This is a genomic window from Actinomadura sp. ATCC 39365 (assembly GCF_054392275.1).
This window is the reverse complement of sequence record NZ_CP184335.1, coordinates 10,583,363-10,609,323: the sequence shown is the minus strand read 5'-3', so window position 1 is coordinate 10,609,323 and position 25,961 is coordinate 10,583,363. Positions and strand designations below refer to the sequence as shown.

General features: G+C 73.7%; 21 protein-coding genes and 1 pseudogene. 15 read left to right on the top strand and 7 right to left on the bottom strand.

The features are described 5' to 3' along the window. Positions 1-28 precede the first annotated feature (28 nt). Entirely contained in the window at positions 29-628 is a 600-nt protein-coding gene (locus ACNF49_RS50660; RefSeq protein WP_357970717.1) for a TetR/AcrR family transcriptional regulator, read from the bottom strand. Positions 629-744: 116 nt separating this feature from the next. Here ACNF49_RS50660 and ACNF49_RS50655 point away from each other — a divergent pair, with 116 nt between their 5' ends. After that, positions 745-1,503: a class I SAM-dependent methyltransferase gene (locus ACNF49_RS50655; protein ID WP_482942138.1), complete on the top strand. Its 759-nt coding sequence runs from the start codon at positions 745-747 to the stop codon at positions 1,501-1,503. A 71-nt stretch (positions 1,504-1,574) separates the two neighbouring features. Then, on the top strand, positions 1,575-4,760 hold the full coding sequence (locus ACNF49_RS50650) for a CLIPPER-2 domain-containing protein (protein ID WP_482942137.1): 3,186 nt from the start codon (positions 1,575-1,577) through the stop codon (positions 4,758-4,760). Positions 4,761-4,799: 39 nt separating this feature from the next. On the opposite strand, the gene ACNF49_RS50645 is transcribed toward ACNF49_RS50650, so the two are convergent. From ACNF49_RS50645 to ACNF49_RS50625, 5 genes are all read right to left on the bottom strand, one after another. Further along, positions 4,800-6,239, bottom strand: coding sequence for a cation:proton antiporter (locus ACNF49_RS50645; RefSeq protein ID WP_482942136.1), 1,440 nt, complete (start codon positions 6,237-6,239; stop codon positions 4,800-4,802). A 54-nt stretch (positions 6,240-6,293) separates the two neighbouring features. Beyond that, entirely contained in the window at positions 6,294-7,403 is a 1,110-nt protein-coding gene (locus ACNF49_RS50640; protein WP_482942135.1) for an MFS transporter, read from the bottom strand. A gap of 169 nt (positions 7,404-7,572) precedes the next feature. Beyond that, positions 7,573-8,460, bottom strand: coding sequence for an ATP phosphoribosyltransferase (gene hisG / locus ACNF49_RS50635; RefSeq protein ID WP_482942134.1), 888 nt, complete (start codon positions 8,458-8,460; stop codon positions 7,573-7,575). A gap of 44 nt (positions 8,461-8,504) precedes the next feature. After that, positions 8,505-9,209: an SDR family oxidoreductase gene (locus ACNF49_RS50630; RefSeq protein WP_357970731.1), complete on the bottom strand. Its 705-nt coding sequence runs from the start codon at positions 9,207-9,209 to the stop codon at positions 8,505-8,507. Continuing rightward, positions 9,196-9,915, bottom strand: a complete 720-nt coding sequence (locus tag ACNF49_RS50625) for a phosphoribosylaminoimidazolesuccinocarboxamide synthase (RefSeq protein ID WP_482942133.1) — start codon at positions 9,913-9,915, stop codon at positions 9,196-9,198. The genes ACNF49_RS50630 and ACNF49_RS50625 overlap by 14 nt, the downstream gene beginning before the upstream one ends. Before the next feature lie 224 nt (positions 9,916-10,139). Between ACNF49_RS50625 and ACNF49_RS50620 the strand changes: the two genes are divergently transcribed. From ACNF49_RS50620 to ACNF49_RS50600, 5 genes are all read left to right on the top strand, one after another. Further along, positions 10,140-11,417 (top strand): aminotransferase class III-fold pyridoxal phosphate-dependent enzyme, encoded by a 1,278-nt coding sequence (locus ACNF49_RS50620; RefSeq protein WP_357970735.1) that lies wholly within the window; start codon positions 10,140-10,142, stop codon positions 11,415-11,417. After that, positions 11,410-12,465 carry a Gfo/Idh/MocA family protein gene (locus ACNF49_RS50615; RefSeq protein WP_357970738.1) on the top strand — a complete coding sequence of 352 codons (1,056 nt, stop codon included), beginning with the start codon at positions 11,410-11,412 and terminating at the stop codon, positions 12,463-12,465. Before ACNF49_RS50620 ends, ACNF49_RS50615 begins: the two co-directional genes overlap by 8 nt. A 117-nt stretch (positions 12,466-12,582) precedes the next feature. After that, positions 12,583-14,280 (top strand): ABC transporter ATP-binding protein, encoded by a 1,698-nt coding sequence (locus tag ACNF49_RS50610; protein ID WP_482942132.1) that lies wholly within the window; start codon positions 12,583-12,585, stop codon positions 14,278-14,280. 21 nt (positions 14,281-14,301) lie between these two features. Then, the gene (locus ACNF49_RS50605; protein WP_482942131.1) at positions 14,302-16,080 is read left to right on the top strand and encodes an ABC transporter ATP-binding protein; all 1,779 of its coding nucleotides are present in this window, start codon (positions 14,302-14,304) and stop codon (positions 16,078-16,080) included. Continuing rightward, positions 16,077-16,562 carry an NUDIX domain-containing protein gene (locus tag ACNF49_RS50600; protein WP_357970745.1) on the top strand — a complete coding sequence of 162 codons (486 nt, stop codon included), beginning with the start codon at positions 16,077-16,079 and terminating at the stop codon, positions 16,560-16,562. The genes ACNF49_RS50605 and ACNF49_RS50600 overlap by 4 nt, the downstream gene beginning before the upstream one ends. Here ACNF49_RS50600 and priA read toward each other — a convergent pair. Next, positions 16,559-17,296: a bifunctional 1-(5-phosphoribosyl)-5-((5-phosphoribosylamino)methylideneamino)imidazole-4-carboxamide isomerase/phosphoribosylanthranilate isomerase PriA gene (priA, locus tag ACNF49_RS50595; RefSeq protein ID WP_357970747.1), complete on the bottom strand. Its 738-nt coding sequence runs from the start codon at positions 17,294-17,296 to the stop codon at positions 16,559-16,561. The genes ACNF49_RS50600 and priA overlap by 4 nt on opposite strands. A gap of 183 nt (positions 17,297-17,479) precedes the next feature. Here priA and hisG (ACNF49_RS50590) point away from each other — a divergent pair, with 183 nt between their 5' ends. The 8 genes and pseudogenes from hisG (ACNF49_RS50590) to ACNF49_RS50555 all read left to right on the top strand — a co-directional run. Then, a complete protein-coding gene (hisG, locus tag ACNF49_RS50590; RefSeq protein WP_357970750.1) occupies positions 17,480-18,346 on the top strand; it encodes an ATP phosphoribosyltransferase in 867 nt (288 codons plus the stop codon). Next, positions 18,343-19,149, top strand: coding sequence for an HAD family hydrolase (locus ACNF49_RS50585; protein WP_357970752.1), 807 nt, complete (start codon positions 18,343-18,345; stop codon positions 19,147-19,149). The genes hisG (ACNF49_RS50590) and ACNF49_RS50585 overlap by 4 nt, the downstream gene beginning before the upstream one ends. A gap of 148 nt (positions 19,150-19,297) precedes the next feature. Then, positions 19,298-20,317, top strand: coding sequence for a BMP family lipoprotein (locus ACNF49_RS50580; RefSeq protein ID WP_357970754.1), 1,020 nt, complete (start codon positions 19,298-19,300; stop codon positions 20,315-20,317). After that, positions 20,314-21,405, top strand: a complete 1,092-nt coding sequence (locus ACNF49_RS50575; protein ID WP_482942130.1) for an ABC transporter permease — start codon at positions 20,314-20,316, stop codon at positions 21,403-21,405. Before ACNF49_RS50580 ends, ACNF49_RS50575 begins: the two co-directional genes overlap by 4 nt. After that, positions 21,402-22,622: an ABC transporter permease gene (locus ACNF49_RS50570; RefSeq protein ID WP_357970761.1), complete on the top strand. Its 1,221-nt coding sequence runs from the start codon at positions 21,402-21,404 to the stop codon at positions 22,620-22,622. Before ACNF49_RS50575 ends, ACNF49_RS50570 begins: the two co-directional genes overlap by 4 nt. Then, entirely contained in the window at positions 22,622-24,724 is a 2,103-nt protein-coding gene (locus tag ACNF49_RS50565) for a N,N-dimethylformamidase beta subunit family domain-containing protein (RefSeq protein WP_482942129.1), read from the top strand. The genes ACNF49_RS50570 and ACNF49_RS50565 overlap by 1 nt, the downstream gene beginning before the upstream one ends. A gap of 1 nt (position 24,725) precedes the next feature. Next, a complete protein-coding gene (locus tag ACNF49_RS50560) occupies positions 24,726-25,637 on the top strand; it encodes a 6-phosphogluconolactonase (RefSeq protein WP_357970767.1) in 912 nt (303 codons plus the stop codon). Positions 25,638-25,675: 38 nt separating this feature from the next. Further along, positions 25,676-25,924, top strand: a pseudogene (locus ACNF49_RS50555) (PfkB family carbohydrate kinase); the annotation flags it as partial. Positions 25,925-25,961 lie beyond the last annotated feature (37 nt).

The following is a 25,961-nucleotide window of genomic DNA, read 5'->3' as shown; positions in this document are numbered from 1 at the left end:
CGTAGCCCCAAGATCCCTTCAAGGGGACTCAGAGCAGGCGGCGCTGGATCGGGTCGGCCATGGCCGTGGTGACGATCCACTCGACGACGGCGGCGTCGGGCGGGTCGTCCTCGCGGCCGGCGAACAGCAGGTGGGCGCTGCCGATCAGGGTGAGCGCCAGGGCGTCGACGTCGGCGTCGACCGCGATGCGGCCCATCTCGCGCTCGGCGGCGAGGTAGGCGGCGATCATGGTCGTGGCCTCGCCCAGGAGCGGGATGCCCGCCGACCCGGCCTGGCGCAGGCGGGCGCGCAGGCCGTCGCGGGAGATGACGAGGCTGACGACGGCCACGGCGACCGAGCCGAACAGCTCCAGCAGCGCGAGGGTGAGGTTCCCCGCGACGGTGCCGGTGCCGGCGCTCGCGCGCAGGGCGGCGGACTGGGCCTCGACGCGGCGGATGCGGTCGGTCACCAGCTCGGCGAGGAAGGCGTCGAAGTCGGCGAAGTGGCGGTGGAGCACGCCCTTGGCGCAGCCCGCCTCGGTGGTGACCGCCCGGCTGGTCAGAGCGTTGGCCCCGTCGCGGAGCAGGACGCGCTCGGCGGCGTCGAAGAGCTGTTCGCGCACGTCGCGGAGGGCTACGCCTGTGGGCACCGGGCCGGTCTCCTTCCTTCGCGAATCCTGTTCAGAGTAGACGAGTGGGCACGTGCCCATTAGAGTGGGCGCATGCCCACTCTACCCCCGAGAACGAGCCGCACCTGCACCGGCGGATGGCCGAGTCCTTCGGCGCCGACGCCGACCGCTACGACCGCACCCGCCCCCGCTACCCCGAGGAGATGGTGACCCGGATCGCCGGGTCGAGCCCCGGCCCCGACGTGCTGGACGTCGGCATCGGCACCGGCATCGCGGCCCGCCAGTTCCAGGCGGCCGGCTGCCGGGTGTCCGGCGTGGACGTGGACCCGCGCATGGCCGACCTGGCCCGGCGCGACGGCATCGAGGTGGACGTGTCCGCCTTCGAGTCCTGGGACCCGGCCGGCCGGACGTTCGACGCGGTCGTCGCCGGCCAGACCTGGCACTGGATCGACCCGGTCGCGGGCGCGGCCAAGGCGGCCCAGGTGCTGCGGCCCGGGGGCAGGCTGGCGCTGTTCTGGAACGTCTTCCAGACGCCGGACCTCCTGGCCGACGCCTTCGCCGAGGTCTACCGCCGCGTGCTGCCCGACCTGCCGGCGCTCGGCCAGGCCGGCCCCGCCGTGGGCATGTACACGTCGCTGCTCGACAAGATCGCCGACGGGGTCCGGACGGCGGGCGCGTTCGGCGAGCCCGAGCGGTGGGACTACGCGTGGGAGCGCGTCTACACCCGGGACGAGTGGCTGGCGCAGGTGCCCACGCACGGCCCGGTCACCGGATTGCCGCCGGAGCGGCGCCGCGAACTGCTGGCGGGCATCGGGGCCGCGATCGACGCGGTGGGCGGCGCCTTCACCGTGCACTACGACGTCCTGGTGCTCACCGCCGTCCGGCGGGCTGAGTAGCCGTTACTCATGCGGTCATGCGAGCGCGCGCGGACGATCCTCCTCAGGGCGACACCCCAGGAGGAACCACCGTGAGCGCCACACATGACATGAGAACCGGGCGGAAAGGGCCGGCGCGGTGGCGCGGGCGGCTCACGTTCGCCGCGATCGGCGTGCTGGTCGCCGCCTTGATCCCGGCGCTGGCGACGCCGGCGTCGGCGGCGGTCCCCGGCTTCTCGCTGACCTTCTCCATCGACTATCTCCGCCAGATCGAGGACCCGGACAGCGGAGGCGTCGGCGACGGCGACTACTACCCCAAGGTCAGGATCGCCGACGGCCCGCTCGAGACCGGCCCGCGCATCGAGGACGACGAGTTCGAGCCCCTCGGCCTGCCCGAGGCCCCGGGCGGCTGGGTCTTCACCAAGTCCGACCTGCCCGGCGACCAGCCGACCGTGAACATCACCGTCGCCCTCTGGGACTATGACGGCGGCCTCAACACCAACGACGACCGCATGGACATCAGCCCCCAGAACGACGACCTCGACCTCGACCTCGTCTACGACGTGCGCTCGGGCACCCTGTCGGGCGACGGCGTGCAGTTCGGCACGCCGTGCGTCGACTCCCAGGGGCGGGAGAAGGGCCAGACGTGCGCCGAGGGCGACGGCGACCACGGCTTCCCCAGGGACAACGACGGCAGGAAGACCAGGATCGGCTTCACCGTCTCCACCGTGATGCCCGACACCGACCACGACGGCATCCCGGACCTCGTCGAGCTGTCCGGGATCCGCGACAGGAACGGCGGGGTCATCGCCGACCTCCCGGCGCTCGGCGCGGACCCGTGCCGCAAGACGATCGTGCTGCAGGCCGACTACATGGCCGACGCCAGGCACTCCCACCGGCCCAAGCCGGACGCGATCACCCTGGTCAGGAACGCCTTCGACGCCGCGCCGGTCAAGGCGGAGAACCCGTGCCCGTACCCCGGGACGCACCGGGACGGCGTCGACTTCGTCTACCTCCAGGGCGCGCAACTGCCCGAGCAGGCCGCCATGGGCCTGGCCGACGACAGCGACTTCCGCGACGCGCGCACCGCCGACTTCCCCGCCGAGCTGGCCCGGTACGCGCACTACGCGATCTTCGCCCACGACCTCGTCGTCACCACCGCGACCGGGAGCTCGACGTCGCCGGGCACGTCGGGGCAGTGCTGCGAGCCCACCAGGGACAACAACAAGGACTTCATCGTCACCTTCGGCTCGTGGCGGACGATGTGCGTGGCCGACTTCGGCGTGGACTACGGCGGCGACGGCCGGCTCCAGACCACCCCGGCGGGCGACGACGTGGTGATCGGCACCCAGATCCACGTGGGCCCGGACCGTACGTGCGACACCACCGGCGCGGACCCGACCGACCGGCAGGTGCTCACCGTCGGGACCGGCCGGGACGACGCCGAGGTCGGCACCGTCCAGGACCAGGCCGGGACCATCATGCACGAGCTCGGGCACGCCCTGGGCCTGCGGCACGGCGGCGACGTCAACGACCAGTGGAAGCCCAACTACCTCAGCGTCATGAACTACTTCTTCCAGTCGGGCATCCCCACCGGCCCGCCGCCGCTGCTGGTCAACCAGCTCAGGGACTGGAAGATCGGCGCGATCCGGGTCGGCTACTCCAGCGGCGGCCTGCCCCCGCTCACCGAGGGCACGCTGAACGAGTCCGCCGGCATCGGCGACGGCACCGACCACACCTTCTGGTGGACCGACAACCTCGCCAACCCCACCAGCACGTTCCGGCCGCTGCGCTCGGCCGCCGGCAACGCGCCGATCAACTGGAACGACAACACCGCCCCCGGCACCGGCGCCCCGCTCATCGACACGGGGACGGTGAACGTGGACATCAACGCCAGCGGCGGCAGCACGACCCTGCGCGACCACGACGACTGGGCCGCCGTCAAGTACCGGGCCGCGCTCTCGCCGGACGCCAAGGGCTGGGCCTGCAGCAGCTTCCCCGTCTCCGCGCCCACGTGCAGCGGCTCGGGCAGCGGCTCGGGCAGCGGCTCGGGCGCCGAGCCGGAGAAGGAGCTCGACTTCACCACCGCCGTACGGCAGGAGATGTCCTTCTTCAACCTCTACGACCCCGACATCGTCACCGCCAAGAGCGTCGACAAGCCTGACGCCGAACCCGGCGACACCCTCACCTACCAGGTGAAGCTGGACAACGTCGGCACCGGCCCGGCGGCCTCCGTCGGCGTGACCGACACCCCGCCCACCGGGCCGGCTCAGACCCGCCAGGTTCCCTACCTGGGCGCCGGACGGTCCACGACCGAGACGTTCACGTACACGGTGCCGTGCGACACGGCCGACGCGGCCGTCCTGACCAACACGGCCACCGCCACCGCGACGGACACCGCCGACGGCCCCGAGGCCGACACGGGCGACAACATCGCCAAGGCCGCCACCACCGCGCACGCGCCGCGGCTCACCCTGACCAAGACCGCCCCGGCCACGGTGAACGCCGGAGAGGCGATGACCGTCGGGCTGCGGGCGGCCAACGTCGGCAGCGGCAGGGCCACCGACGTCGTCCTCACCGACACGCTGCCCAAGGAGGTCTACTACAGCAGCGCGCTCGACCGCGGCAGCGGCCCCCGTCCCGGCACGGTCACCCGCAACCCGGACGGCACCACCACCCTGACCTGGACGCTCGGCCCCCTCGACGGCGGCGCGGACGTGTCCGTCGGGTTCACGGCCCGGCCCGGCCTGCTGTTCACGAAGGGCGCCGAGCTGCCCGACACGGCGGCCGCCGCGTACCGGAACGCGGGCGGCTGCGTCTACGAGCCCGCCACGGCGTCCGCCACGACGACGGTCACCGAGGTCGCCCCCACTCGCGACCCGCGCTCGCACGGCTACTGGAAGACGCACCAGGAGGCTCGCACCGCCGAGTTCCTGGCCCGCGTCCAGGCCACCGACCAGCGGTTCGACACCGGGCAGGACGGCGAGCTGGCCGACGCCGAGGCCGTCGCCGCGCTCTCGGCCGGCGGCCCGCAACCCGGTCCGGCCCGCTTCCAGCTCCTGGCCACGCTGCTCGACCTGGCGGCCCGGCAGGTCAACGCGAGCACCCGGCTCGACTCGCCGCTCGTCCGGCGGCTCGGGGTGCGCACGGTCGGCGAGGCGGTCAGGTACGCCTTCGCCACCCTCGACCTGCCGCCCGGCGGCGCGGCGGCCGGGCGCTACTCCGACACCACCTCGATGCTCGACGAGATCGTGAACAACCGGAGCGAGGTCTACTGACCCCCGCCAGGACGCCGCCATGAGGGCGCCGCGGCCGGCTCAGGCCGGTTGCGGCGTCCGCGGCTCGGCCCTGGCCGGGGCGTAGAGGCCGAGGCGGCGCAGGGCCGGCGCGGTCATCATGGTGGTGATCAGGGCCATCAGCACGAGCACCGTGAACGTGCCGGGCGAGATCAGCCCCATGCCGAGCCCGGTGCTGAGCACGACGATCTCGGTGACGCCGCGGGCGTTCATGAGCACGCCGAGCCCGAGCGCGAGGCGTCCCGGCATGCCGCCCGCCCAGGCGATCACCCCGGCCGCGCCCAGCTTGCCGAGGACGGCGGCCACCAGCAGCACCGCCCCGCCCAGCAGCACCACCGGATGACCGAACGCCAGATGCACGTCGGTGCGCAGCCCGATCGAGGCGAAGAACACCGGCAGCAACATCGCGCGGTTGAGCGAGCCGAGGCGTTCGGGCACCGCGCCGAGCACGGGCGCGTCGCGAGGGAAGGCGACCCCCGCCAGCAGGGCGCCGAAGATCGCGTGCACGCCGATGGCGTCGGTCGCCGCCGCCAGGGCGAAGATCAGGCCCAGGACCAGCGCGAGCGCCGCCGGAGCGGGCAGCCGGCGGGCGGCGTGCCGGGCCGCCAGGGCGGCGAGCGCGGGGCGTACGACGAGGGTCACGGCGAGGACCAGGGCGGCGGCCAGCCCCAGCGAGGTCAGCACGCCCGCCGGGGAACCGGCGTGGGCCAGGGCGATCACCGCGGCCAGCGCGCACCAGGCGAGCACGTCGGCCAGCCCCGCGCACAGGATCGCCAGCGAGCCCAGCCGGGTGGCGGTCAGCCCGGCCTCCTGGAGGATCCGGGCCAGCACGGGGAACGCGGTGACGCTCAACGCCGTCCCGGCGAACAGGACGAACGCCGTGCCCGACGCCGACGGCCCGGCGAGCGCACCGGCGAACGGGACCGCCGCGACCGCTCCCAGGGCGAACGGCACGGCCGTCATCGCCAGCGCGGCGACCCCCACGACCACGCGCTGCCGGCCGAGGGCGGCCGGGTCGAACTCCCGCCCCACCGTGAACATGAAGACCGCCAGCCCGGCCTGGGCCAGCAGTTCGAGCTGCGGCGCGACCCAGCCGGGCAGGATCAGCGCGGACACCCCGGGTGCCAGCGAGCCCAGCGCGGACGGCCCGAGCAGCAGCCCGGCCACCATCTGCCCCACCACGGACGGCTGGCCCGCCCGGCGCGCCAGGACGCCGCCCAGCGAGGCCAGCCCGCCGATGACCGCCACGGCGAGGAACAGCCGCAGGATCGACTGGGCGGGCGGCACCCCGGCGTGCGCGGCCGGCGCCGCCGCCTGCCCCGGCTGCTGCGCGCCCGGCCCGAACACCAGCAGCATCGACACGCCCGCCACGGCGATCAGCAGCAGCGCGACCGCCAGGCCCCGGGCCGGGGCGGGCAGCAGGGCCTGTTCGGTGTCGTCGAGCGGGTCGTGTCCGCGCATGGTCGCACCTTCCTGCCTACTCCGCGATGGGCTCCCGGCCCCTCGGCGGCCGGCTCAGTCGGCGGCCGGGAGCGGCCGGGCCGCCCGCCGGCCGATCAGCAGCAGGGCGCCGACGGCGGCGACGATGCCGACGGCGATGACGGGGATCAGGGCCTGGTAGCCGATCTCGCCGGCCACCAGGCCGAACAGCGGGGGACCGAGCAGGGAGCCGAGGCTGCCGGCCTGGGCGATGACGCCGTTGCCGACGTCGGCGTGGTCGAGGCGTTCCAGGACGAGGGGGAGCGCGGCGAAGACCAGGGCGCCCAGGAAGCCGTTCTCCATGGAGATGACGCCCGCGCCGGTGAGCGCGCCCCCGGCGGAGCCGCCGGCGTACAGGATCCAGGCGGCCGGCACGACGAGGAAGCCCGACAGGGCCAGCACGCCGACCCGTACGCCCCTGCGCAGCAGGACGCCCACCGCCAGCCCGCCGGCCACGCCGAGCAGCGAGATCACCGAGGTCAGCGCGCCCGCGGCGGCGGCCGAGCGGCCGTACTGCTCGATGAGCAGCGTGGGCAGCAGCACGATCACCGGGATGGTCACCAGCGCGGTCAGGCAGAAGGCCGCGGCCAGCACGCCCGGCCAGGTGAGCGCCCGCGCCCGGGGCACCGGCCCGGCCGCCTGCGCCCCGTCGGCGCGCGGCAGCCGCGCCCACGTCACCGCGGCGATCAGCAGCGTCAGCCCGGCGATCAGGCCGGTCCAGCCGCGCCACCCCAGCGCGTCGCCGGCCGCGCCGCCGGCCAGCGTGCTGGCCCCCAGCCCGACCGGGACGAACGTCGCCCAGACCGACAGGGCGGTGCCCCTGTCGCGCTCGTGGGCCAGGCGCAGGATCAGCGCCGGGCAGGAGATGGTGACCAGGACGTAGCCGACGCCCTCGACGCCGCGGGCGATGAGCAGCCAGGCGAAGTCGTTCGCCGCCATGCTGGCCGCGCCCGCCGCCGCGATCAGGACCAGGCCGGTGACCAGCGACCGCCCGGTGCCGAAGCGGCGGACGAGATACCCCGCCGGCAGGCCGACCACCGCCCCGACGCCGACCACCGCCGAGATCACCCAGCCCAGCTCCGGCAGCGACAGCCCGAGCTGGGCCGCCATCGCGGGCCCGACCGAGGAGAACTTGCCGAGGCTCATCGCGCCGACGACCCCCCGACGTAGACGAGGAGGATCGTCAGCCAGGGGGAGCGTCGCGGGGACGCCTCCGTGATCTTTGCCGCCGACCGGGGGTCCATGAGTCTCCTTCGCACTGCGCTCCGCGGGCCAGGGTTCCCACGTCCGATCTTCGCCATGCCGGCGGCGCCGATCAACCCGCTTCCCCCGTGGCGAAGATGCCGATGCCCGACTCGGTGACGTTGACCGCCCCGGCCGACAGCAGTGCGTCGATCGTCTCGGGCACCTCCCGCCTGGGCAGGACGCCCTGGAGGACGACCATGGTCCCGTCCGCGAGGTCGGCGCCCGCGCGCCACGACTGGCCCGGCATCGCGGGCACCACCTCGGCCAGCCGGTCGGCGGGGGCACGGACCGTCAGCAGCACGTGGGCCGGGCCCACCCAGGCGGCGCGCAGCAGCAGGGCGACGTTCCTGATCACGCCGCGCCTGGCCGGGTCGGCGTAGGCGGCCGGGTTGGCGACGAGCTGCGCGCCGCAGGTCCGGACGGTCTCGATGACGCGCAGGTCGTTCTGGCGCAGCGAGTGGCCGGTCTCCACGACGTCCATCATGGCGTCGGCCAGCTCGGGGATCTTGGCCTCGGTCGCGCCGTAGGACACGACCACCTCGGCCCGCCGTCCCGCCTCGCGGAAGAAGCGGCGGCCGATGTTCGGGTACTCGGTGGCCACCCTGACCCCGTCGTCGAGGTCGGCGGCGCTGCGGGCGGGGTGGCCGGACGGCACCGCGAGCACCAGCCGCCACGGCCGCTCGGTGTTCCTGGAGTAGTCGAACGACTCCACCACCTCGACCTCGGCCCCGGTCTCCTCCACCCAGTCGGCGCCGGTCAGCCCGAGGTCGAAGGTGCCGTCCCCGACGACCAGGGGGATCTCGCGCGGCTTGTAGAAGGCCACGTGCGACACGCCGGAGTGGTCCACCGTGCCGCGGTAGGAGCGGTCCGAGCGCCGCCGTACGGGCAGCCCCGCGGTCGCGAAGAGCTCCAGGGCCCGCCGCTCCAGCGAACCCTTCGGCAGGGCGAGCGAGATCATGGTTTCCTCCTGACGGGCACGGCGGGACGGCGGGGGCGCGAGCATCACACGTGCAGCAGCCGGTCGATGCCGACGACGGGCGGCTCGGGCAGGCAGGACGGCCGCACCTCGATCTCGCCCACCACGAGGTCGTCCGGCCAGGAGTCGACGATGGTGGCCACGCAGCGGGCCACCGACCGGGTGCTCATCTTGTGCGGCGAGCCGTCGCCGTCGAGGTTGGCGATGGCGCCCGGCGAGACCAGGCAGGCGCGCACCCCGTTGCGGCGCTCCTCCAGCAGCAGCGTCTCGACCAGCGCCTTCAGCCCGGCCTTGGTGGCGCTGTAGGCGGCCCCGCCCTCGAAGTACCGCGTCCCGGCGTGGCTGCCCATCGCGACGAACATCCCGCCGGCGGCCCGCAACGCCGGCAGGACGGCTTTGAGCAGGTGGAAGCAGGCGCTCAGGTTGATCGCGACCAGCCGCTCCCAGTCCTCCGCGCGCAGCTCGGCGATCGGGTCGAGCACCCGGTCCACCGCGTTGGACACGCAGACGTCGAGCCGGCCGGCCGAGCCGAGCACCTGGGCGGTCGCCTCCGCGATCTGCGCCGGGTCCGACAGGTCGCACCTGTGCTCGCCGAGCCAGTCCTCACCCGCGAGCGAGCGGTTCAGGGAGAAGACGCGGTAGCCGCGCTCGCGCAGCTCCTCGGCGATGGCCCGCCCGCTGCCCCGGTTGCTGCCGGTGACCAGCGCGGCCGGGGTCTCATGTGATGACATCGAGGACGCGGCTCCACTGGTTCACGATCTCCTCGCCCGCCACGCCGTCGCGGAACAGGTCCTTGTCCAGCGGGGAGCCGTCCTGGTGGCGCAGGCGCATGCAGTCCTGGGAGATCTCGGAGATGACGGTCAGCCCGCCGTCGGAGGTCCGGCCGAAGATGAGGCAGAAGTCCCACACCTCCAGCGGGCGCAGCCAGGACCGCAGCACGTCGTTGACGGCGAGGGACAGCTCCCGCATCTCCTCCACCGGCAGGTCCAGCGCCCGCAGGTAGTCCTCGCCGATCGGCTGGTCCTCGGGGTCGGTCCGGTAGTCGAACTTCACGACCGGGCGCGGCAGCGGGGCGCCGTCCTCGAACAGGCCGGGGTACTTGCGGGTGGTCGACCCCGTGGCCCGGTTCTTCACGATCACCTCGAACGGCGGCGCCGGGCAGTAGTCGGCCACGTACGAGTCGGCCGAGACCCGTTCCCGGAACGCGCACGGCACGCCGGCGTCGGCCAGCCGGGCCGCCGCCCTTTCGTAGAAATCGAGCCGGAGCGGCCCGGTGCGCTCGACGATTTCATCACGGTGGTACGTGAAACTGCGCAGGCTGGGGATTATCTGCACCAGGCACCGCCCGTCGGGCAGCAGCCACAGACGCTTACTGCGCCCGACGATATCCGGCTCTCCCCGGCCGGCCGGAGTTCCCGGCTCTGATCCGTTATCCACGCCGCCTCCATCCGCCGACAATGGCCCACACAACTTGATATTGCGGGCACCTCGTTGTCAAGGCGGCGTGACCCTGGAAAAAGGAGCACTTGACGTGGCTCTCGCGGTCTTGATATGTCGTCCGCCCTCGCCGGGAGCACTGGAAGAAAGAGTACTTGACGGGTCCCGGCGACCGGACGGTACTGTCTTCAGAAATTGAAATTCCGATCTTAATTAGAATCCCAATGGGGGGAGGATCGTTGTCGGAATATGAGCGCATAGCTCACTCGAAGATCACGCGTAAGTTCAGGTCCGCGGGGCAGCAGCTCTTGTTCTCGCGGGGGCGGCGGGGCGAGGTGTCCGACGCGAACGGCGTACCGTACATCGATTTCGTCATGGGTTATGGCCCAGTGATAATCGGCCACGCGGACGCCCAGTTCAACGAAATTCTCTGCGGTTATCTCGGCAACGGAGTCATGCTGCCGGGCTACACCACGTTCCACCAGGAATACCTCGACCGGCTGCTCGGCGAGCGGCCCGGCGACCGCGGCGCGTTCTTCAAGACCGCCTCCGAGGCCGTCACCGCCGCCTTCCGGCTGGCCGCGATGCGCACCGGCCGGCTCGGTATCATCCGCAGCGGCTACGTCGGCTGGCACGACTCCCAGATCGCCGACTCCCTCAAGTGGCACGAGCCGCTGCACTCCCCGCTGCGGGACAAGCTGCGCTACACCGACGGCATGCGTGGCGTCGGCGAGTCCGAGCCGGTGGCCAACTGGGTGGACCTGCGCCTGGAATCCCTCGCCGAGCTGCTGGAACGGCACCGCGGCCGGCTGGGCTGCTTCGTCTTCGACGCGTACCTGGCCTCCTTCACCACGGCCGACGTGCTGCGCCAGGCCGTCGCCATGTGCCGCGAGGCCGGCCTGCTCACCGTCTTCGACGAGACCAAGACCGGCGGCCGGATCTCGCCTCTCGGCTACGACCACGACAACGCCCTCGGCTCCGACCTGATCGTGATCGGCAAGGCGCTGGCCAACGGCGCCCCGCTGAGCATCCTGGCCGGCGACGCCGACCTGCTCGCGCTGGCCGAGAAGGCCCGGCTGAGCGGCACGTTCTCCAAGGAGATGATCGCCGTCTACGCGGCGCTGGCCACCCGCGACATCCTGGAGAAGCCCGTCGGCGACTCGCCGGACGGCTGGACCGAGCTCGGCCGGATCGGCACGCAGGTGGCCGCCGCCTTCACCGCGGCCGCCGCGGACGCCGGGGTCGAGGCCCTGGTGGGCGCCCGTCCGGTGCTCGGCGGCGGCATGTTCGAGCTCGTCTACCACGACGTGGAGCTACTGGGCGACAAGGAGCGCCGCGAGGCGCTGCTGGCCGAGCTCGCCGGGGTCGGCATCCTGCTGCTCGAAGGGCACCCGTCCTTCGTGTGCCTGGCCCACCGCGACATCGACTGGGGCGACCTGCGCGACCGGGTGCGGCAGGCGTTCGAGGCGTGGACCGCCCCCACGGGGGCCGGCCGTGGCTGACCTCCTGCGCCTCGCCCTGGTCGGCTGCGGCCGCCAGATGCAGCAGAACCTGTTCCCGTTCCTGCAACGCATCCGCGGCCACCAGGTCGTGGCCTGCGTCGACCCCGACCTGTCGCTGGCCGCCGACGTGCAGTCGCTGGCCGGCGGCGCGACCTGCGTCTCCTCGGTGGACGAGCTCGACCTGGAGATGGTGGACGCCGCCGTGCTGGCCGTCCCGCCGGAGCCGTCCTACCTGCTGGTCCGGCAGCTCGCCGAGCGCGGGGTGGACTGCTTCGTCGAGAAGCCGGCCGGGCCGTCCACGCCCGCGCTCCAGGACCTGGAGCACGTGGTGCGCCGCAGCGGGCGGCACGTCCAGGTGGGCTTCAACTTCCGCTACGCCGAGACCCTGCAGCGGCTGCACGAGCTGAGCGAGGAGATCCGGGCCACGCCGTGCTCGGTGACCATCGACTTCTACAGCCGCCACCCGTCCGCGCCGCAGTGGGGGGTGGACACCACCCTGGAGGCGTGGATCCGGCACAACGGGGTGCACGCCATCGACCTGGCCCGCTGGTTCGTGCCGTCGCCGGTCGTCCAGGTGGACGCGCACGCCATCGCCAGTGACGCCGACCGGTTCCAGATCAACCTGTTCCTGCGGCACCACGACGGCTCGCTGTCCACGCTGCGCATGGGCAACCACGTCAAGCGGTTCATGGTGGGCGTCACCGTCCAGGGCATGGACGGCAGCCGGTACAGCGCGCCGTCGCTGGAACGGGTGACGCTCGAACTGTCCGACGGCGTGCCCCACGGCCAGGAGCTGCACGCCACCCGCAACCTGGACCACGGGTGGGGGCGCAGCGGCTTCGGGCCCGAGTTGCAGGCGTTCGTGGACGCCTGCGCGCAGCGGTCGGCCGAGCCCCAGACGGGCGGCCGTCCCCCGGTCAAGGGCGTGCCGTCGGTCTCCGACGCGCTGGCCGCCTCCGCCCTGTGCGACCGGGTGATGGCCGAGCTCAACACCGCCGCGACGAACGGCTTCGGCCTGCTGACCGGGTCCGTCCGGGCCTCGGCCTAGGCCGGGCCGTCGACGAGGAGGGGGAGGCATGACCGAGCGGGCGCGACCGGCCGCGGGCGGGCGGCCGGTCGCGTCGCCGGATCCGGCCGGGTCACCTGATCCGGCCGCGGCGCGGGGGTGGGCCGGTGGATCGCCGGTCATCTGCGCCGGCACCGGCCGTCGCTGCTGCTGTTCACCGTGGCCGCCGCGGCGGCGAGCCTGTGCTCCACGCTCGTCCCCGTCCAGATCGGCGCAGCGTTCGCCGAGGCCACCGGCCCGCGCCACGACCTCGGCGCGGTCGGGGTGGCGGCGCTGGCGGCCGCGCTGCTGGCGGCCGGCCGGTTCGTCGCCGACCTGCTGTCGAACGGCTCGATGGAGGTCGTCGCCCAGCGCGTCAAACGGGACGTGCGCGACGAGCTGTACCGCAGCCTGCTGACCAAGCGCATGGCCTTCCACGACCAGCAGCGCATCGGCGACATCCTGGCCCGCGCCATCAACGACGCGAGACTGGTCGACTACATGCTCAGCCCCGGGGCGGCCACCGCCGCCAACGGCGTGCTGGCCCTGTTGGTGCCGATCCTGTTCATCGCCTCGCTGGACCCGCGGCTGCTGCTGGCCCCCGGCGTGCTGGTCCTGGTGTTCGCCTACGCGCTGCGTTACCACCTGCGCCGGCTCTACCCGCTGGTCATGCGCACCCGCGAGACCTTCGCCGACCTCAACGAACGCTTCTCCACCACGCTGTCGGGCATCGCCACCGTCAAGGCAGCCACGCAGGAGGACTTCGAGCGGCACGCCCTGAGATCGGCCGCCGCCGCCTACCGGGACGCCTTCGTCCGGCGCGGCCGGGCGCAGGCGGTCTACCTGCCGGCGCTGAGCTTCGCCCTCGCCATGGTGACCGGCTCCCTGCACTCCCTCTACCTCTACTCGCAGGGGGAGCTGGCGCTGTCCCAGGTGGTGACCTACCTCGGCTGGCTGCTGCTGTTCGCGCAGCCCGTCACCATGTCCGAGCAGGCCGTGCCGGTCATCCAGGAGGGCTTCGCGGCCGCCGCGCGCATGCGGCAGATCATCGAAGGCGCCCCCGGCGAGCGCGAGGACACCCGCGGCAGCACGGCCGCCGTCGAGGGTGCGATCACCTTCGACCGGGTGTCGCTGCGCCACGAGGGCCGGGACATCCTGCGCGAGGTCTCCTTCCACCTGCCCGCCGGCCGCACCCTCGCCGTCGTCGGCCCCACCGGCAGCGGCAAGAGCATGCTGATCAAACTGGTCAACCGCATGTACGACGCCACCGAGGGCCGGGTGCTGATCGACGGGCGGGACGTGCGCGAGTGGGAGCCGGGCGCGCTGCGCCGCCAGATCGGCCACGTGGACCAGGAGATCTTCCTGTTCTCCAAGAGCGTCCTGGACAACATCGCCTTCGGCGCCCCGCACGCCGCCGGGTACGAGGACGTCCTGCGCGTCGCCAAGCAGGCGTGCGCGGACGAGTTCGTCCAGGGGATGGCCGACGGCTACGCCACCGTGCTCAACGAGGGCGGCACGACGCTGTCCGGCGGGCAGCGGCAGCGGCTGGCCATCGCCAGGGCCCTGCTGACCGAGCCGCGCATCCTCACCCTCGACGACGCGACCAGCGCCGTGGACGCCCGTACCGAATCGGCCATCACCGAGGCGATCGAGCGCGCGACGGCGGGCCGCACGACGGTGCTGGTCTCGCACCGCCCCGGCCAGATCCGCCGCGCCGACCTCATCCTGCTGCTGGACGGCGGCCGGGTCGTCGACCAGGGCTCGCACGACGAACTGATGGCGCGCTGCGCGCTCTACCGGGAGATCTACAGTGGCTGACGCCCAGGATCGGCGGCGCCCGTGAGCGACCTGTTCGCGGGCCTGCACGCCGACGCCTACGACCGCGTGTACGGCAACCGCCGCCTGCTGGCCCGCATCCTGCGGCAGTTGCGCGCCCACCGCGCCGGCATGATCGGCTCGGCCCTGCTCGTCGCGGGCTCGGTGCTGCTGACCGCCTCCGTGCCGATCGTCGTCTCCCGCCTGATCGACCAGGCCGGCGGCGGCAGCGGCCCCGGCCTGCTGCTGTGCCTGTTCGTGGTCGCGGCGGCGGTGCTGGCCTGGGCGATGAACTGGGCCCGCCAGGCGATCACCGCGCGGCTGGTGGGCGGCATGGTCTACCGGCTGCAGTGCGAGGCCGCCGACGCCGCGCTCGCCAAGGACGTCGCCTTCTACGACGAGAACTCGGTCGGCAAGGTGCTCAGCCGGGTCACCGGCGACACCGAGGGCTTCGGCTCGGTGCTCACCCTCACCCTGAACCTGATCAGCCAGCTGTTCCTGGTGGTGCTGCTCGGCGGCGTGGTGTTCTGGATCGACCCCGGCCTCGGCCTGGTCATCCTGGCGGCGCTGCCTTTCCTGCTGGGCACCGCCCTGGCCTTCCGCCGGGTGGCCCGCACGGCGGCGGCGGCCACGCGGCGGGTGATGGCCAAGGTCAACGCCAACGTGCACGAGACCATGCTCGGCATCGCGGTCGCCAAGAGCTTCGGCCGCGAGCGGGCCGTCCACGACGACTTCGACGACGTCAACCGGCTGTCGTACCGCGTCTACGTCCGGCAGGGCCTCATCTACGCGGTCATCCTGCCGGTCCTGACGCTGCTGGCGGGCCTGGCCACGGCGGTCGTGCTGTACCAGGGCGGCCGGTTCGCGGCGATCGGCAGGCTCTCGGCGGGCGAGTGGTACTTCGCCCTCCAGGCGCTCGGCATGCTCTGGCAGCCGGTCACCCAGGCCGCCTCGTTCTGGAGCCTGTTCCAGCAGGGGCTGGCCGCCGCCGAGCGGGTGTTCGCGCTGATCGACAGCGACCACGCCGTCGTCCAGAGCGGCAACGCGCCGGTGACCGCGCTGACCGGCGAGATCGAGGCGCGCGGCCTGCACTTCCGGTACGGCTCGGGCGCCGCCGTGTTCCGCGACTTCGACGTGCGCCTCGCGGCCCGCGAGACGGTGGCGGTCGTCGGGCACACCGGCGGCGGCAAGTCCACGCTGGCCAAGCTGATCGCCCGCGCCTACGACTTCCAGGGCGGCGAGCTGCTGGTCGACGGCCGCGACATCCGCGGCCTGGACCTGCGGGCCTACCGGCGGCGGGTGGGGGTCGTCCCGCAGCACCCGTTCATCTTCGCGGGCACGCTCGCCGAGAACATCGCCTACGGCCGCCCCGGCGCCGGCCGCGACGACGTCGTACGGGCCGTCGAGCGGATCGGCCACCGCGTGTGGGACCGCAGCATGCCGATGTCCCTGGACGACCGCCCGGCCGCCGGCGGGCAGGGCGTGTCGGTCGGGCAGCGGCAGCTCATCGCCCTGGCCAGGATGTTCGTCCGCGAGCCGGACATCCTGCTGCTGGACGAGCCGACCGCCAGCGTCGACCCGCTGACCGAACGCGGCATCCAGGACGCGCTGGCCCGGCTGTGCGCCGGGCGCACGGTCGTGGTGATCGCCCACCGGCTGTCCACCATCCGGCGCGCCGACCGCGTCCTCGTGCTGCACGGCGGCGAGATCGCCGAGCAGGGCCGGTTCGACGAGCTGCTGCGCCGCGACGGCCCGTTCGCCGCGCTCTACGCCACCTACTACGCGCACCAGGAGACCGCATGACCTGCGCCCCCCATCCGGCGGAGTTCGAGCCGATCCAGCGGGAGGCGTCCGCCACGGGCGTGCGCTGCGTGGTCGGCGCCGTGCTGTTCAACCCGCTCGGCGAGGTGTTCCTGCAACGGCGGGCGGCCCACGTGCGGCTCTTCCCCGGCTGCTGGGACATCGTCGGCGGGCACGTCGAGCGGGGCGAGACGCTGTGCGCGGCGCTGGCCAGGGAGATCGAGGAGGAGACCGGCTGGCGGCTGCTGCGGGTGGGCGGCCTGGTGGACGTCTTCGACTGGACCGGCGGCGACGGCGGCCTGCGGCGCGAGATCGACGTGCTGGCCACGGTCGAGGGCGACCTGACCCGGCCCGCCATCGAGCAGGACAAGTTCGACGAGGCCCGCTGGCTGGACGGCGACGCCCTGCGCCGCCTGGCCGCCGAGTCGCCCGGCTCGGGCATGGTCGAGCTGGCCCTGCGCGCGCTGGCCATGCGGCCGGTCTAGGGCTCCGGTTTGCGTACCGCGTCCAGGGCCTGTCGCAGGGTGAACCGGCCGGCGTACAGCGCCTTGCCCACCACCACGCCCTCGACGCCCAGCGGGGTCAGGGAGGAGACGGCGCGCAGGTCGTCCAGGCTGGAGATCCCGCCGGAGGCCACGACGGGCCGGCCGGTGGCGGCGCAGACGTCGCGCAGCAGCTTCAGGTTGGGGCCGCCGAGGGTGCCGTCCCTGGCGATGTCGGTGACGACGTACCGGGCGCAGCCTGCCGCGTCGAGGCGGGCCAGGGTCTCGTACAGCTCGCCGGCGTCGCGGGTCCAGCCGTGGCTGCGTACGGTGGTGCCCCAGACGTCCAGCTCGACGGCCACCCGGTCACCGTGCCGGTCGATGACCTCCGCCACCCACGCCGGACGCTCCAGCGCGCCGGTGCCGAGCACCACCCGGCCGCAGCCGGTGGCCAGCGCCGCCGCCAGGCTCGCGTCGTCGCGCACGCCGCCGCACAGCTCGACCGGGATGTCCAGGGCGCCGACGACCTCGGCGATCCGCGCCCGGTTCGAGCCGGTGCCGAAGGCGGCGTCCAGGTCCACCAGGTGCACCCAGTCGGCGCCGGAGTCCTGCCAGGCCAGCGCCGCGTCGAGCGGGTCGCCGTACCAGGTCTCGGACCCCGACTCGCCGCGCAGCAGGCGGACGGCCCGGCCGCCGCGCACGTCGACGGCGGGCAGGAGGGTCAGGCATGTGGACACTCGTCGTTTCCTCTCCCGTGAACCCCCCTTTTCCATCATCGCGAACACTGGTCAGGAATCGAAGTCAACCTTCGGCCACCACCATGGTTCACTTGCCGCCGCCCGGCCGGACGGGGACGCTTGCCGGTGCGCGCCGCACGCCCAGTCGCCGGGGGCCGGTCCCCCTGTTCCGAGGAGGACTGCATGGTCTCGCTCGCGCTGCCCAAGGGCACGTTCCTGGAGCGTCCCGTCCTCGATCTGTTCGCCGCGGCCGGGCTGGAGGTGCGCCGGCCGTCCGAGCGCAGCTACCGGGCGAGCATCGCCTACGACGGCGGCGTCGAGGTGGCCTTCCACAAGCCGCGCGAGATCCCGCTCGCCGTGGAGAGAGGCGTCTTCGACTTCGGCGTGACCGGCACCGACTGGATCGAGGAGACCGGCGCGAAGGTCGAGCTGGTCGAGGCGAGCGGGTGCGTGCCGCCCTGGCGGCTGGTGCTCGCCGTCCCCTCCGGGCATCCCGCCGTGGACGCCGCCGGCCTGCCCGCCGGGGCCCGGGTCGCGACCGGCTTCCCGAAGATCTCCCGGCAGTACTTCCAGAGCGTGCCGCTGCCCGTACGGATCGTCCCGTCGTTCGGCGCCACGGAGGCGAAGGTCCCCGAGCTGGCCGACGCCGTCATCGAGACCGACGGCCCCGGCTCCGCCCTGGACGAGCACGACCTGCGCGTCGTCGCCACGTTGCGCACCTGCTTACCGCAGGTCGTCGCGAGCCCCGCCGCCTGGCGGGACGCCCGCAGACGCGCCGCGATCCAGCGGGTCGCGCGGCTGCTGGCCTCGGTCGACGGGGGAGCGGCCCACGTGCTGCTGACCGTCCGCACCACCACGCGCGACCTGCCACGGGTGGCCGGGTCGATGCCGGAACGGTCCTGGCGGGCCGGCACCGGCCTGACCGAGAACCTGGTGGTCGTGCAGGGGCTGGCGGCCCGGCGCGGCCTGGCCGAGACCATCGGCGGCATCCTGGCCGCCGGCGCGCTCGACGTCATCGAGTCGCGCGTCGGGAAGGACGTCACGCCGTGAGCCGCCGGATGATCGTGTGCGACCTCGACGGGACGCTCCTGGACTCCCGCGGCCAGGTCTCCGAGCGCACCAGGACCGCCGTGCGCCGCGCCCGCGCCGCCGGGCACGTGTTCGTCATCGCGACCGCGCGGCCGGTCCGCGACACCCGTCCGGTGGCCGCGGCGCTGGACCACGCGGCCGTCGCCGTCTGCGGGAACGGCTCGATCACCTTCGACTTCGGCAGCGAGGAGGTGGTCGACTACCGCCCGCTGGACCGGCAGCCGCTCGCCGCGACGCTGGCGCTGCTGCGCGACCGTTTCCCCGGCGTGCGCCTGGGCGCCGAGTGCCGCCTCGAACTGCTCCTGGAGGACGCCTTCCACCTGCCCGAGCCGCTGGCCCGCGACGCCCGGCGGGTGCCCCGCCTGGAGGGCGAGATCGACCGGCACGACGTCGGCAAGCTCATGGTCCAGCTCGAAGGCGCCGCCCGCCAGTACTACGAGACCGTGCGCGGGCTGCTGACCGGCTGCGAGGTCACCATCTCGGCCGACGTGTTCTGCGAGGTCATGCGGTCCGGCGTGACCAAGGCCGCGGCCCTGGAGTCGATGGCGTCCAGGCTCGGCCTGGGCAGCGCCGACGTGATCGCCTTCGGCGACATGCCGAACGACCTCCCCATGCTGACCTGGGCCGGAACCGCGGTGGCGGTGGCCAACGCCCATCCCGCCGTGCTCGGCGCGGTGGGCGAGGTGACCGCCTCCAACGACGACGACGGGGTGGCCGCGTGGCTGGAACGGCACGCCATGGCCGATTTCTCAGAGAAGTATTGACGCTTGTCTGACGACTATTCATGATGGTCGCTGGAGCCGGGAACGCACCGGCCAGGATCGGCCTGCGGAGGCAGGCCGCCAAGGCCCGCGCCGGGCGCGGGCGTCCCGTCTGAGAGGTGCCCCAGTGCCCCGATTAGCCGTTGCCCCTGTGTTCGTCCGCGTCCTCGCACTCTTCGCGGCGTTGTGCTCGCTCGCCGCCTGCACCGCCGTCAGCCCCGCCGCCGAGAAGAAGGGCGCCACCTCGGTCGGCGTGGCCTTCAGCCGCGGCGGGCGCGGCGACAGATCCTTCAACGACTCGGTGGGGGCCGGCGTCGACCGCGCGAAGGCCGAGCTGGGCGTCTCGGCCAAGGAGCTCAGCCCCAACGCCGCCGGGTCCGACCTGGAGGAGATCCTGCGGCTGCTGGCCCAGACCGGCCACAACCCGGTGCTGGCCGTCGGCTTCTTCTACGCCCAGCCGCTGGCCAAGGTCGCCCCCGCCTTCCCCCGCACCCAGTTCGTCATCATCGACGACGCCACCGTGAAGCTGCCCAACGTCACCAACGTGGTGTTCCGCGAGGAGCAGGCCAGCTACCTGGTCGGCGCGGCGGCCGCGCTCAAGTCCGCCAGCGGGAAGATCGGCTTCGTCGGCGGGGTGCAGACGCCGCCGCAGGAGAAGTTCCTCGCCGGGTACGCGGCCGGCGCCCGCGCGGTGAAACCCGGCATCCAGCTCTCCAGCGTGTTCATGTCCCAGCCGCCCGACTTCAGCGGTTTCTCGGCCCCCGACAAGGCCCAGGAGGCGGCCCGCGGCATGTACGACGGCGGCGCCGACGTCGTCTACCACGCCGCCGGGGCGTCCGGGCTCGGCGTCTTCCAGGCGGCCAAGGCGGCCGGCAAGTGGGCGATCGGCGTCGACGTCGACCAGCGCAAGACGGTCGATCCCGGGCTCGCCGGGGTGATCCTGACCAGCGCCACCAAGCAGCTCGACGTCGCGGTCCTGAGCATCGTCCGGGACGCGGTGGCGGGCCGGCCGATCGCCGGGGTGCGCGAGTTCGGGCTCAAGGAGGGCGGGGTCGGCTACGCCACCAGCGGCGGCGAGCTCGCCGACATCCAGCCGAGGCTGGAGGAACTGCGCAAGCAAATCGTCTCGGGTGAGATCAAGGTGCCCGCCAGGCCGGCGGAGAGCCGATGAGCCGGGCGCGGGCGGCGGGCCGGGAAGCGCTGCGCGTGCTCGCCGTCCCGGCGCTCGCGCTGCTGATCGCGCTCACGGTCGCCACCGCGCTGCTGGCCGCGGTGGGGGCCGCGCCGGGGCGGACGTACCTGACGATGCTGGAGTTCGGAGTCCGGCCGGACTCGCTCGTCTCCGCGGTGAACCGGTCGGCCGTCTACTTCTTCGCCGCCCTCGCCGTGGCCGTCACCTTCCGGATGAAGCTGTTCAACATCGGGGTCGAGGGCCAGTACCACGTGGCCGCGCTGTTCGCGGCGGTCGCCGGGTCGGCCGTGCGGCTGCCGGGCCCGCTGCACCTGGCGTTCGTCTGCCTGGTCGCCGTGCTGGCCGGAGCCCTCTGGGCCGGGATCGCCGCGGTGCTCAAGGTGTGGCGCGGGGTCTCCGAGGTGCTGTCCACGCTGCTGCTGAACTACGTCGCCACCGCCGTCGTCGCCTACCTGCTGGCCGAGGTCTTCGCCGCGGGCAGCACCTCCGGCTCGACGCAGGAGCTGCCGCCGTCGGCCCGGCTGCCGCAGCTCACGCTGCCGTCGGGCGACCAGCTCGGCTCGGCCACGCTGGGCGCGGTCGTGCTGGGCGTGGCGGTGCACGTGCTGCTCACCCGCACCCGCTACGGCTACGAGCTGCGGGCCGGCGGCCTGAACCCGGTGGCGGCGCGCGTCCAGGGCATCGACCCGCGCCGGATGATCCTCGTCACGATGTTGTTGTCCGGCGGCCTGGCGGGCCTGGCCGGGCTGCCCGACCTGCTGGGCCAGACCTACCGGTACGGCATGGACTTCCCCTCCGGCGCGGGCTTCACCGGGATCGCCGTGGCCCTGCTCGGCCGCAACACGCCCGCGGGCATCGCGCTGGCCGCCCTGCTCTTCGGGTTCCTGGAACGGTCGGCGCTGATCCTCGACATCGAGGGCATCCCCAAGGAGATCGTCACGATCATGCAGGGCGTCATCGTGCTCAGCGTCGTGGTGGCCTACGAGGTGGCGCGGCGGATGGAACGCAGGCGGGCCGAGCGGCTCGTACGGGAGCAGGCGTCCCCGGCGCTGGAGCCGTCCGTATGAGCGCGGGACGGTACCGGTGGTGGCGGGCCGCGCTCGTCCTGTTGCTGGCGATGTCGGTGGTCAGGGTGTTCACCGGCGCCGACGAGCTCACCGGGTCGGGCGTCGTGGGGGCGGCGCTGCGGCTGGCGGTCCCGATCGGGCTCGCCGGGCTGAGCGGCCTGTGGAGCGAGCGCGCGGGCGTCGCCAACCTCGGCATCGAGGGCATGATGATCATCGGCACGGTCTGCGGGGCCTGGGCCGGGTACGGGTTCGGCGTCTGGGCCGGGGTGCTGGCCGGCACGCTCGGCGGGGTCGCGGCCGGGCTGCTGCACGCGGTCGTCACCGTCACCTTCGGGGTCGACCAGGTGGTGTGCGGCATCGCGATCAACATCCTGGCGGTGGGCGTGGCCCGGTTCATGTCGGTCATCGCCTTCAGCGGCCTGCCGGGGGCGGGGGCCACCCAGTCGCCGCCGGTGAGCGGGTCGATCGGCACGGTGAGCGTGCCCGTCCTGGCGGGCGGCGGGGGCACGCCCGACCTGCTCGGCGGGCTGGAGCGCGGCCGGTTCTTCCTGGTGTCCGACCTCGCCGGGATCGTGCGGGGGTTCCTGCACGAGGTCTCGCTGCTCACCGTGGTCGCCGTCGCGCTGGTCCCGCTGAGCTTCGTGCTGCTCTGGCGTACCGCGTTCGGGCTGCGGCTGCGGTCGGCGGGCGAGCACCCGGCGGCGGCGGACTCGCTCGGGGTGCCGGTGCTGCGGATGCGGTACTACGGCGTGCTGGTCTCCGGCGGGCTGGCCGGGCTCGGCGGGGCCTACCTGGTCACCGTCTCCTCGACCGTCTACCGCGAGGGCCAGACCGGCGGCCGGGGCTTCATCGGGCTGGCCGCCATGATCTTCGGCAACTGGCGGCCGTCCGGCACGGCCGCCGGGGCGCTGCTGTTCGGTTACGCCGACGCCCTGCAACTGCGCCAGGCCAGCGCGGTGCACGTGCTGCTGCTGCTCGGGGCCGTGCTGGCCTGGGTCGCCGCCGTCGCGCTCGTCCGTACGCGGCTGCGCCTGGCCGCGACGCTGGCGCTGCTCGGCGCCGCCGCCTTCGCGGTCTTCCAGGGCACCGACTCGGTCCCCACCCAGCTCGTGTACGCCACGCCGTACCTCACCACGCTGCTGGTGCTGGTCACGGTCGCCCAACGGCTCCGCATGCCGGCCTACGTCGGCATCCCCTACCGGCGAGGAGACGCGTGATGACCATCGACCGGGAGCCCCGCCTGATGGGGTACGCCGACCGCTGGTCCGCGGCGCCCGGTGAGCGGCTGGCCGTGCACGCCTCCGGCCCGGACGGGGACGCCGACGCCGCCCTCGTGGACCTCGTCCGGGAGAGCGACCTGACCCCGGCCGTGCCGGTGACGATCGCGCCGCGGCCGCTGCGGCCCGGCTCCCGGCTGGAGACGGCCTCGGTGCCGACGCCCGCCAGGGGCGGCCTCGCCCTCTGGATCCGGCCGAAGCGGCTCGGGCCGCGCCAGGTCGTGGCCCGCCTGGGCGCCTCGGAATGGCGGCTGCTGCTCGCGCTCGACGAGGAGGGCAGGCCCGAGGCCACCGTGCTGACGCCGTCGGGGAGCATGGGCTGCCGGCTGCGCTCGGCCGTCCCGGCGGGGGAGTGGTCACTGCTGGCCGTGGCGTGGGAGGCGGCGCCGCTGATGACCGTCCTGCATCTGAACGACTTCCGCACCCCGGGCGTGAGCGCCGGGCGGGCCCGCCTGCCGCTGCCGTCCCCGTCGGGCGAGCTGCTGATCGGGGCGGGCGACGAGCATCCGTACGCGGGCCGGATCGCCCTGCCCATGCTGACCGAGGGCCCGCTCGCCATGCCCGGCCGCGTTCCGCTGACCGACCTGACCACCGGTCCCGAGCTGGTCAAACACCTCGGCCCCGAGCTGCTGGCCCTGTGGGACCCGTCCGCCGCCCCCGGCGCGCCCGTCGTCCCGGACGTCAGCGGCAACGGGCACCACGCGAACGCCGTCAACCGGCCGCTGGCCGGGCTCGCCGGGCCGGGCGGCGGCGCCCGCACCGCGCTCCAGGTCAGCCCGGAGGACCTCGACGACGCCCGCTGGCCGGTGACGTGCGAGCTGACCGTCCCGCCGGACGCCGGCTCCACCGTGCTCGGCGTGCGCCTGCGGACCCGGGGGCAGTCGTGCGTGCTGCCGGTGGTCGTGCGCCCGGACGCGACGCGCAGGAGCCCGGTCGCGGTCGTCCTGCCCACGTTCACCTACCTCGCCTACGCCAACCACCGGCAGTCCAGCGAGGCCGAGTACTTCGGCGACTACCGGCAGGTCACCGACCGCGTGATCACGCTCTCCCCGGTGGACGCCTACCTCAACGAGCACCGCGAGCTCGGCCTGTCCCTGTACGACCAGCGGCGCGAGGGCGGCCACGTCACCCACTCCTCCAGACGCCGCCCGGTGCTCAACCTCACCCCCGACTACCGCTGGTGGATGACCGGCGCGCCGCGCCACTTCGCCGCCGACCTGCTGCTGCTGCGCTGGCTGCGCTCGGCCGGCTTCGCCTTCGACGTGCTGGCCGACGAGGACGTGCACGAAGGCGGCGCCGGCCTGCTGTCCGCCTACCGCGTCGTCCTGACCGGCAGCCACCCCGAGTACGTCACCGCCCCCGAACGCGCGGCCTTCGGCGCGTACGTGTCCGGCGGCGGCCGGCTCATGTACCTGGGCGGCAACGGGTTCTACTGGGTGACCGGCGTCGACCCCCGGCACCCGCACGCCATCGAGGTCCGCCGCGGCCACGTCGGCGACTGGTGGGACGACGAGCCCGGCGAGGACGTGCTGACCTCCACCGGCGAGCCCGGCGGCCTCTGGCGGCATCGCGGCCTGGCGCCGCAGGAGCTGCTCGGCGTCGGTTTCGCCGCCCAGGGCTGGGGGCCCGCCCCCGGCTACACCCGCCTGCCCGACAGCTACCGGGAGGAGGCGTCCTGGGTGTTCGAGGGCGTCGGGACCGACCCGGTGGGCTGCTGCGGTCTCGCGCTCGGCGGGGCGGCGGGGGACGAGATCGACCGGGCCGCGCCCGAGCTCGGCACCCCGCCGGACACCCTGGTGCTCGCGACCTCCGCGGGCGGCCACGGCCACCACTACCGGCCCCCTACCGAGGAGGCCGGGCTGGGCGCGCAGGCCGTACGCGCCGACATGACCCTGCGACTGCTCGGATCAGGCGGCGCGGTGTTCGCCGCCGGATCCGTCAACTGGGTGACCAGCCTCGCCTGCTGTGACGGTGACATCAGGCGAATCACCCGGAACGTCCTGTCCCGATTCCTGCAACCCGCAGCTTGTGAGGAGGAGTGACGTGACCACCGCGAGCGCGAGGCACCTCGACTACCCCTATCCCCGCACGTCGGCCGAGCTGACCGACGAGATGTTGTCCATGCCCGCAGAGGAACTGGCGGCCATCGCCCGCCATCCTCTGACCGTCTTCCCCGACACCACCGAGCTCTACTACCGGCTGGCCCGGGAGATGGCCGACGAGTTACGCGCCCGCAACATGCGCGGCGAGCCCACCCGCTGGATCCTGCCCGTGGGCCCGAAGGCGCAGTACCCGATCCTGGCGCGCATCTGCAACGAGGAGCGCATCAGCTGGGCCGACGTGTTCGCCTTCCACATGGACGAGTTCCTCGACTGGCAGGGCCGGCCGGTGGACCCCTCGCACCCCTTCAGCTTCCGCGGCTATTGCGACCGCAACCTCTACCAGCTCCTCGACCCCGACCTGCGGCCCCACCCGGGCAACGTCGTCTTCCCCGACGTGTTCGACCCGGACGCGTTCGGCACGCGTCTGCGCGGCGAGGGCGGCGCCGACACCTGTTACGCGGGCTTCGGCTACCGGGGGCACCTGGCCTTCAACGAGCCGCCGTCCACGCGCTGGCACCAGTACACCGCCGCGGAGTTCGCCGCCTCGACCACGCGCGTCGTCCCGCTGCTCGACGACACGATCGTGGCCCACTCCCACCGGGTGACCGGCGGCTACACGCAGGCGATCCCGCGGATGGCGATCACCGTCGGCATGTCGGAGATCCTCTCCGCCCGCCGGCTGCACCTGATCACCGACGGGGGCGCCTGGAAGCGGTACATCGTCCGGGTGCTGCTGCTCACCACCGAGCCGGACGTGCTGCTCCCGGTGACCTTCGCGCACCACCACCCCGACGTGCGCGTGACCGTCGACGCCGACAGCATCGCGCCCTGCGCCCTGGGGCTGGGCTCGTGACCGTCGTCGCGGTCGGGGCCTACATCGTCGACCTCTACATGTTCGGCGACCACCTGCCGGAGCCGGGCGAGAGCGTCAACGCCGCCGACTACGCCACCGCGCACGGCGGCAAGGCCGCGAACGTGGCCGTCGCCGCGGCCCGGCTGGGCGCGCCCGCCCGGTTCGTCGGCTGCCTCGGCGACGACGCCGCCCGGCCGGTGGCGCTGGCCGAGCTGCGCGCCGAGGGCATCGAGGTCGGCGAGTGCACCACGGCCGTCGGCGTCGCGACCGGGCGCAGCTTCGTCTACGTCGACGCGGGCGGCAGGCAGATGGTCATGACCTGGC

Bases quoted from the DNA above. Each gene is read 5' to 3' on its own strand.
- ACNF49_RS50655 (WP_482942138.1), top strand. From the start codon at position 745: ATGGCCGAGTCCTTCGGCGCCGACGCCGACCGCTACGACCGCACCCGC.
- ACNF49_RS50645 (WP_482942136.1), bottom strand. From the start codon at position 6,239: ATGCGCGGACACGACCCGCTCGACGACACCGAACAGGCCCTGCTGCCC.
- ACNF49_RS50640 (WP_482942135.1), bottom strand. From the start codon at position 7,403: ATGAGCCTCGGCAAGTTCTCCTCGGTCGGGCCCGCGATGGCGGCCCAG.
- hisG (WP_482942134.1), bottom strand. From the start codon at position 8,460: ATGATCTCGCTCGCCCTGCCGAAGGGTTCGCTGGAGCGGCGGGCCCTG.
- ACNF49_RS50630 (WP_357970731.1), bottom strand. From the start codon at position 9,209: ATGTCATCACATGAGACCCCGGCCGCGCTGGTCACCGGCAGCAACCGG.
- ACNF49_RS50620 (WP_357970735.1), top strand. From the start codon at position 10,140: ATGGGGGGAGGATCGTTGTCGGAATATGAGCGCATAGCTCACTCGAAG.
- ACNF49_RS50600 (WP_357970745.1), top strand. From the start codon at position 16,077: ATGACCTGCGCCCCCCATCCGGCGGAGTTCGAGCCGATCCAGCGGGAG.
- hisG (WP_357970750.1), top strand. From the start codon at position 17,480: ATGGTCTCGCTCGCGCTGCCCAAGGGCACGTTCCTGGAGCGTCCCGTC.
- ACNF49_RS50575 (WP_482942130.1), top strand. From the start codon at position 20,314: ATGAGCCGGGCGCGGGCGGCGGGCCGGGAAGCGCTGCGCGTGCTCGCC.
- ACNF49_RS50570 (WP_357970761.1), top strand. From the start codon at position 21,402: ATGAGCGCGGGACGGTACCGGTGGTGGCGGGCCGCGCTCGTCCTGTTG.
- ACNF49_RS50565 (WP_482942129.1), top strand. From the start codon at position 22,622: ATGACCATCGACCGGGAGCCCCGCCTGATGGGGTACGCCGACCGCTGG.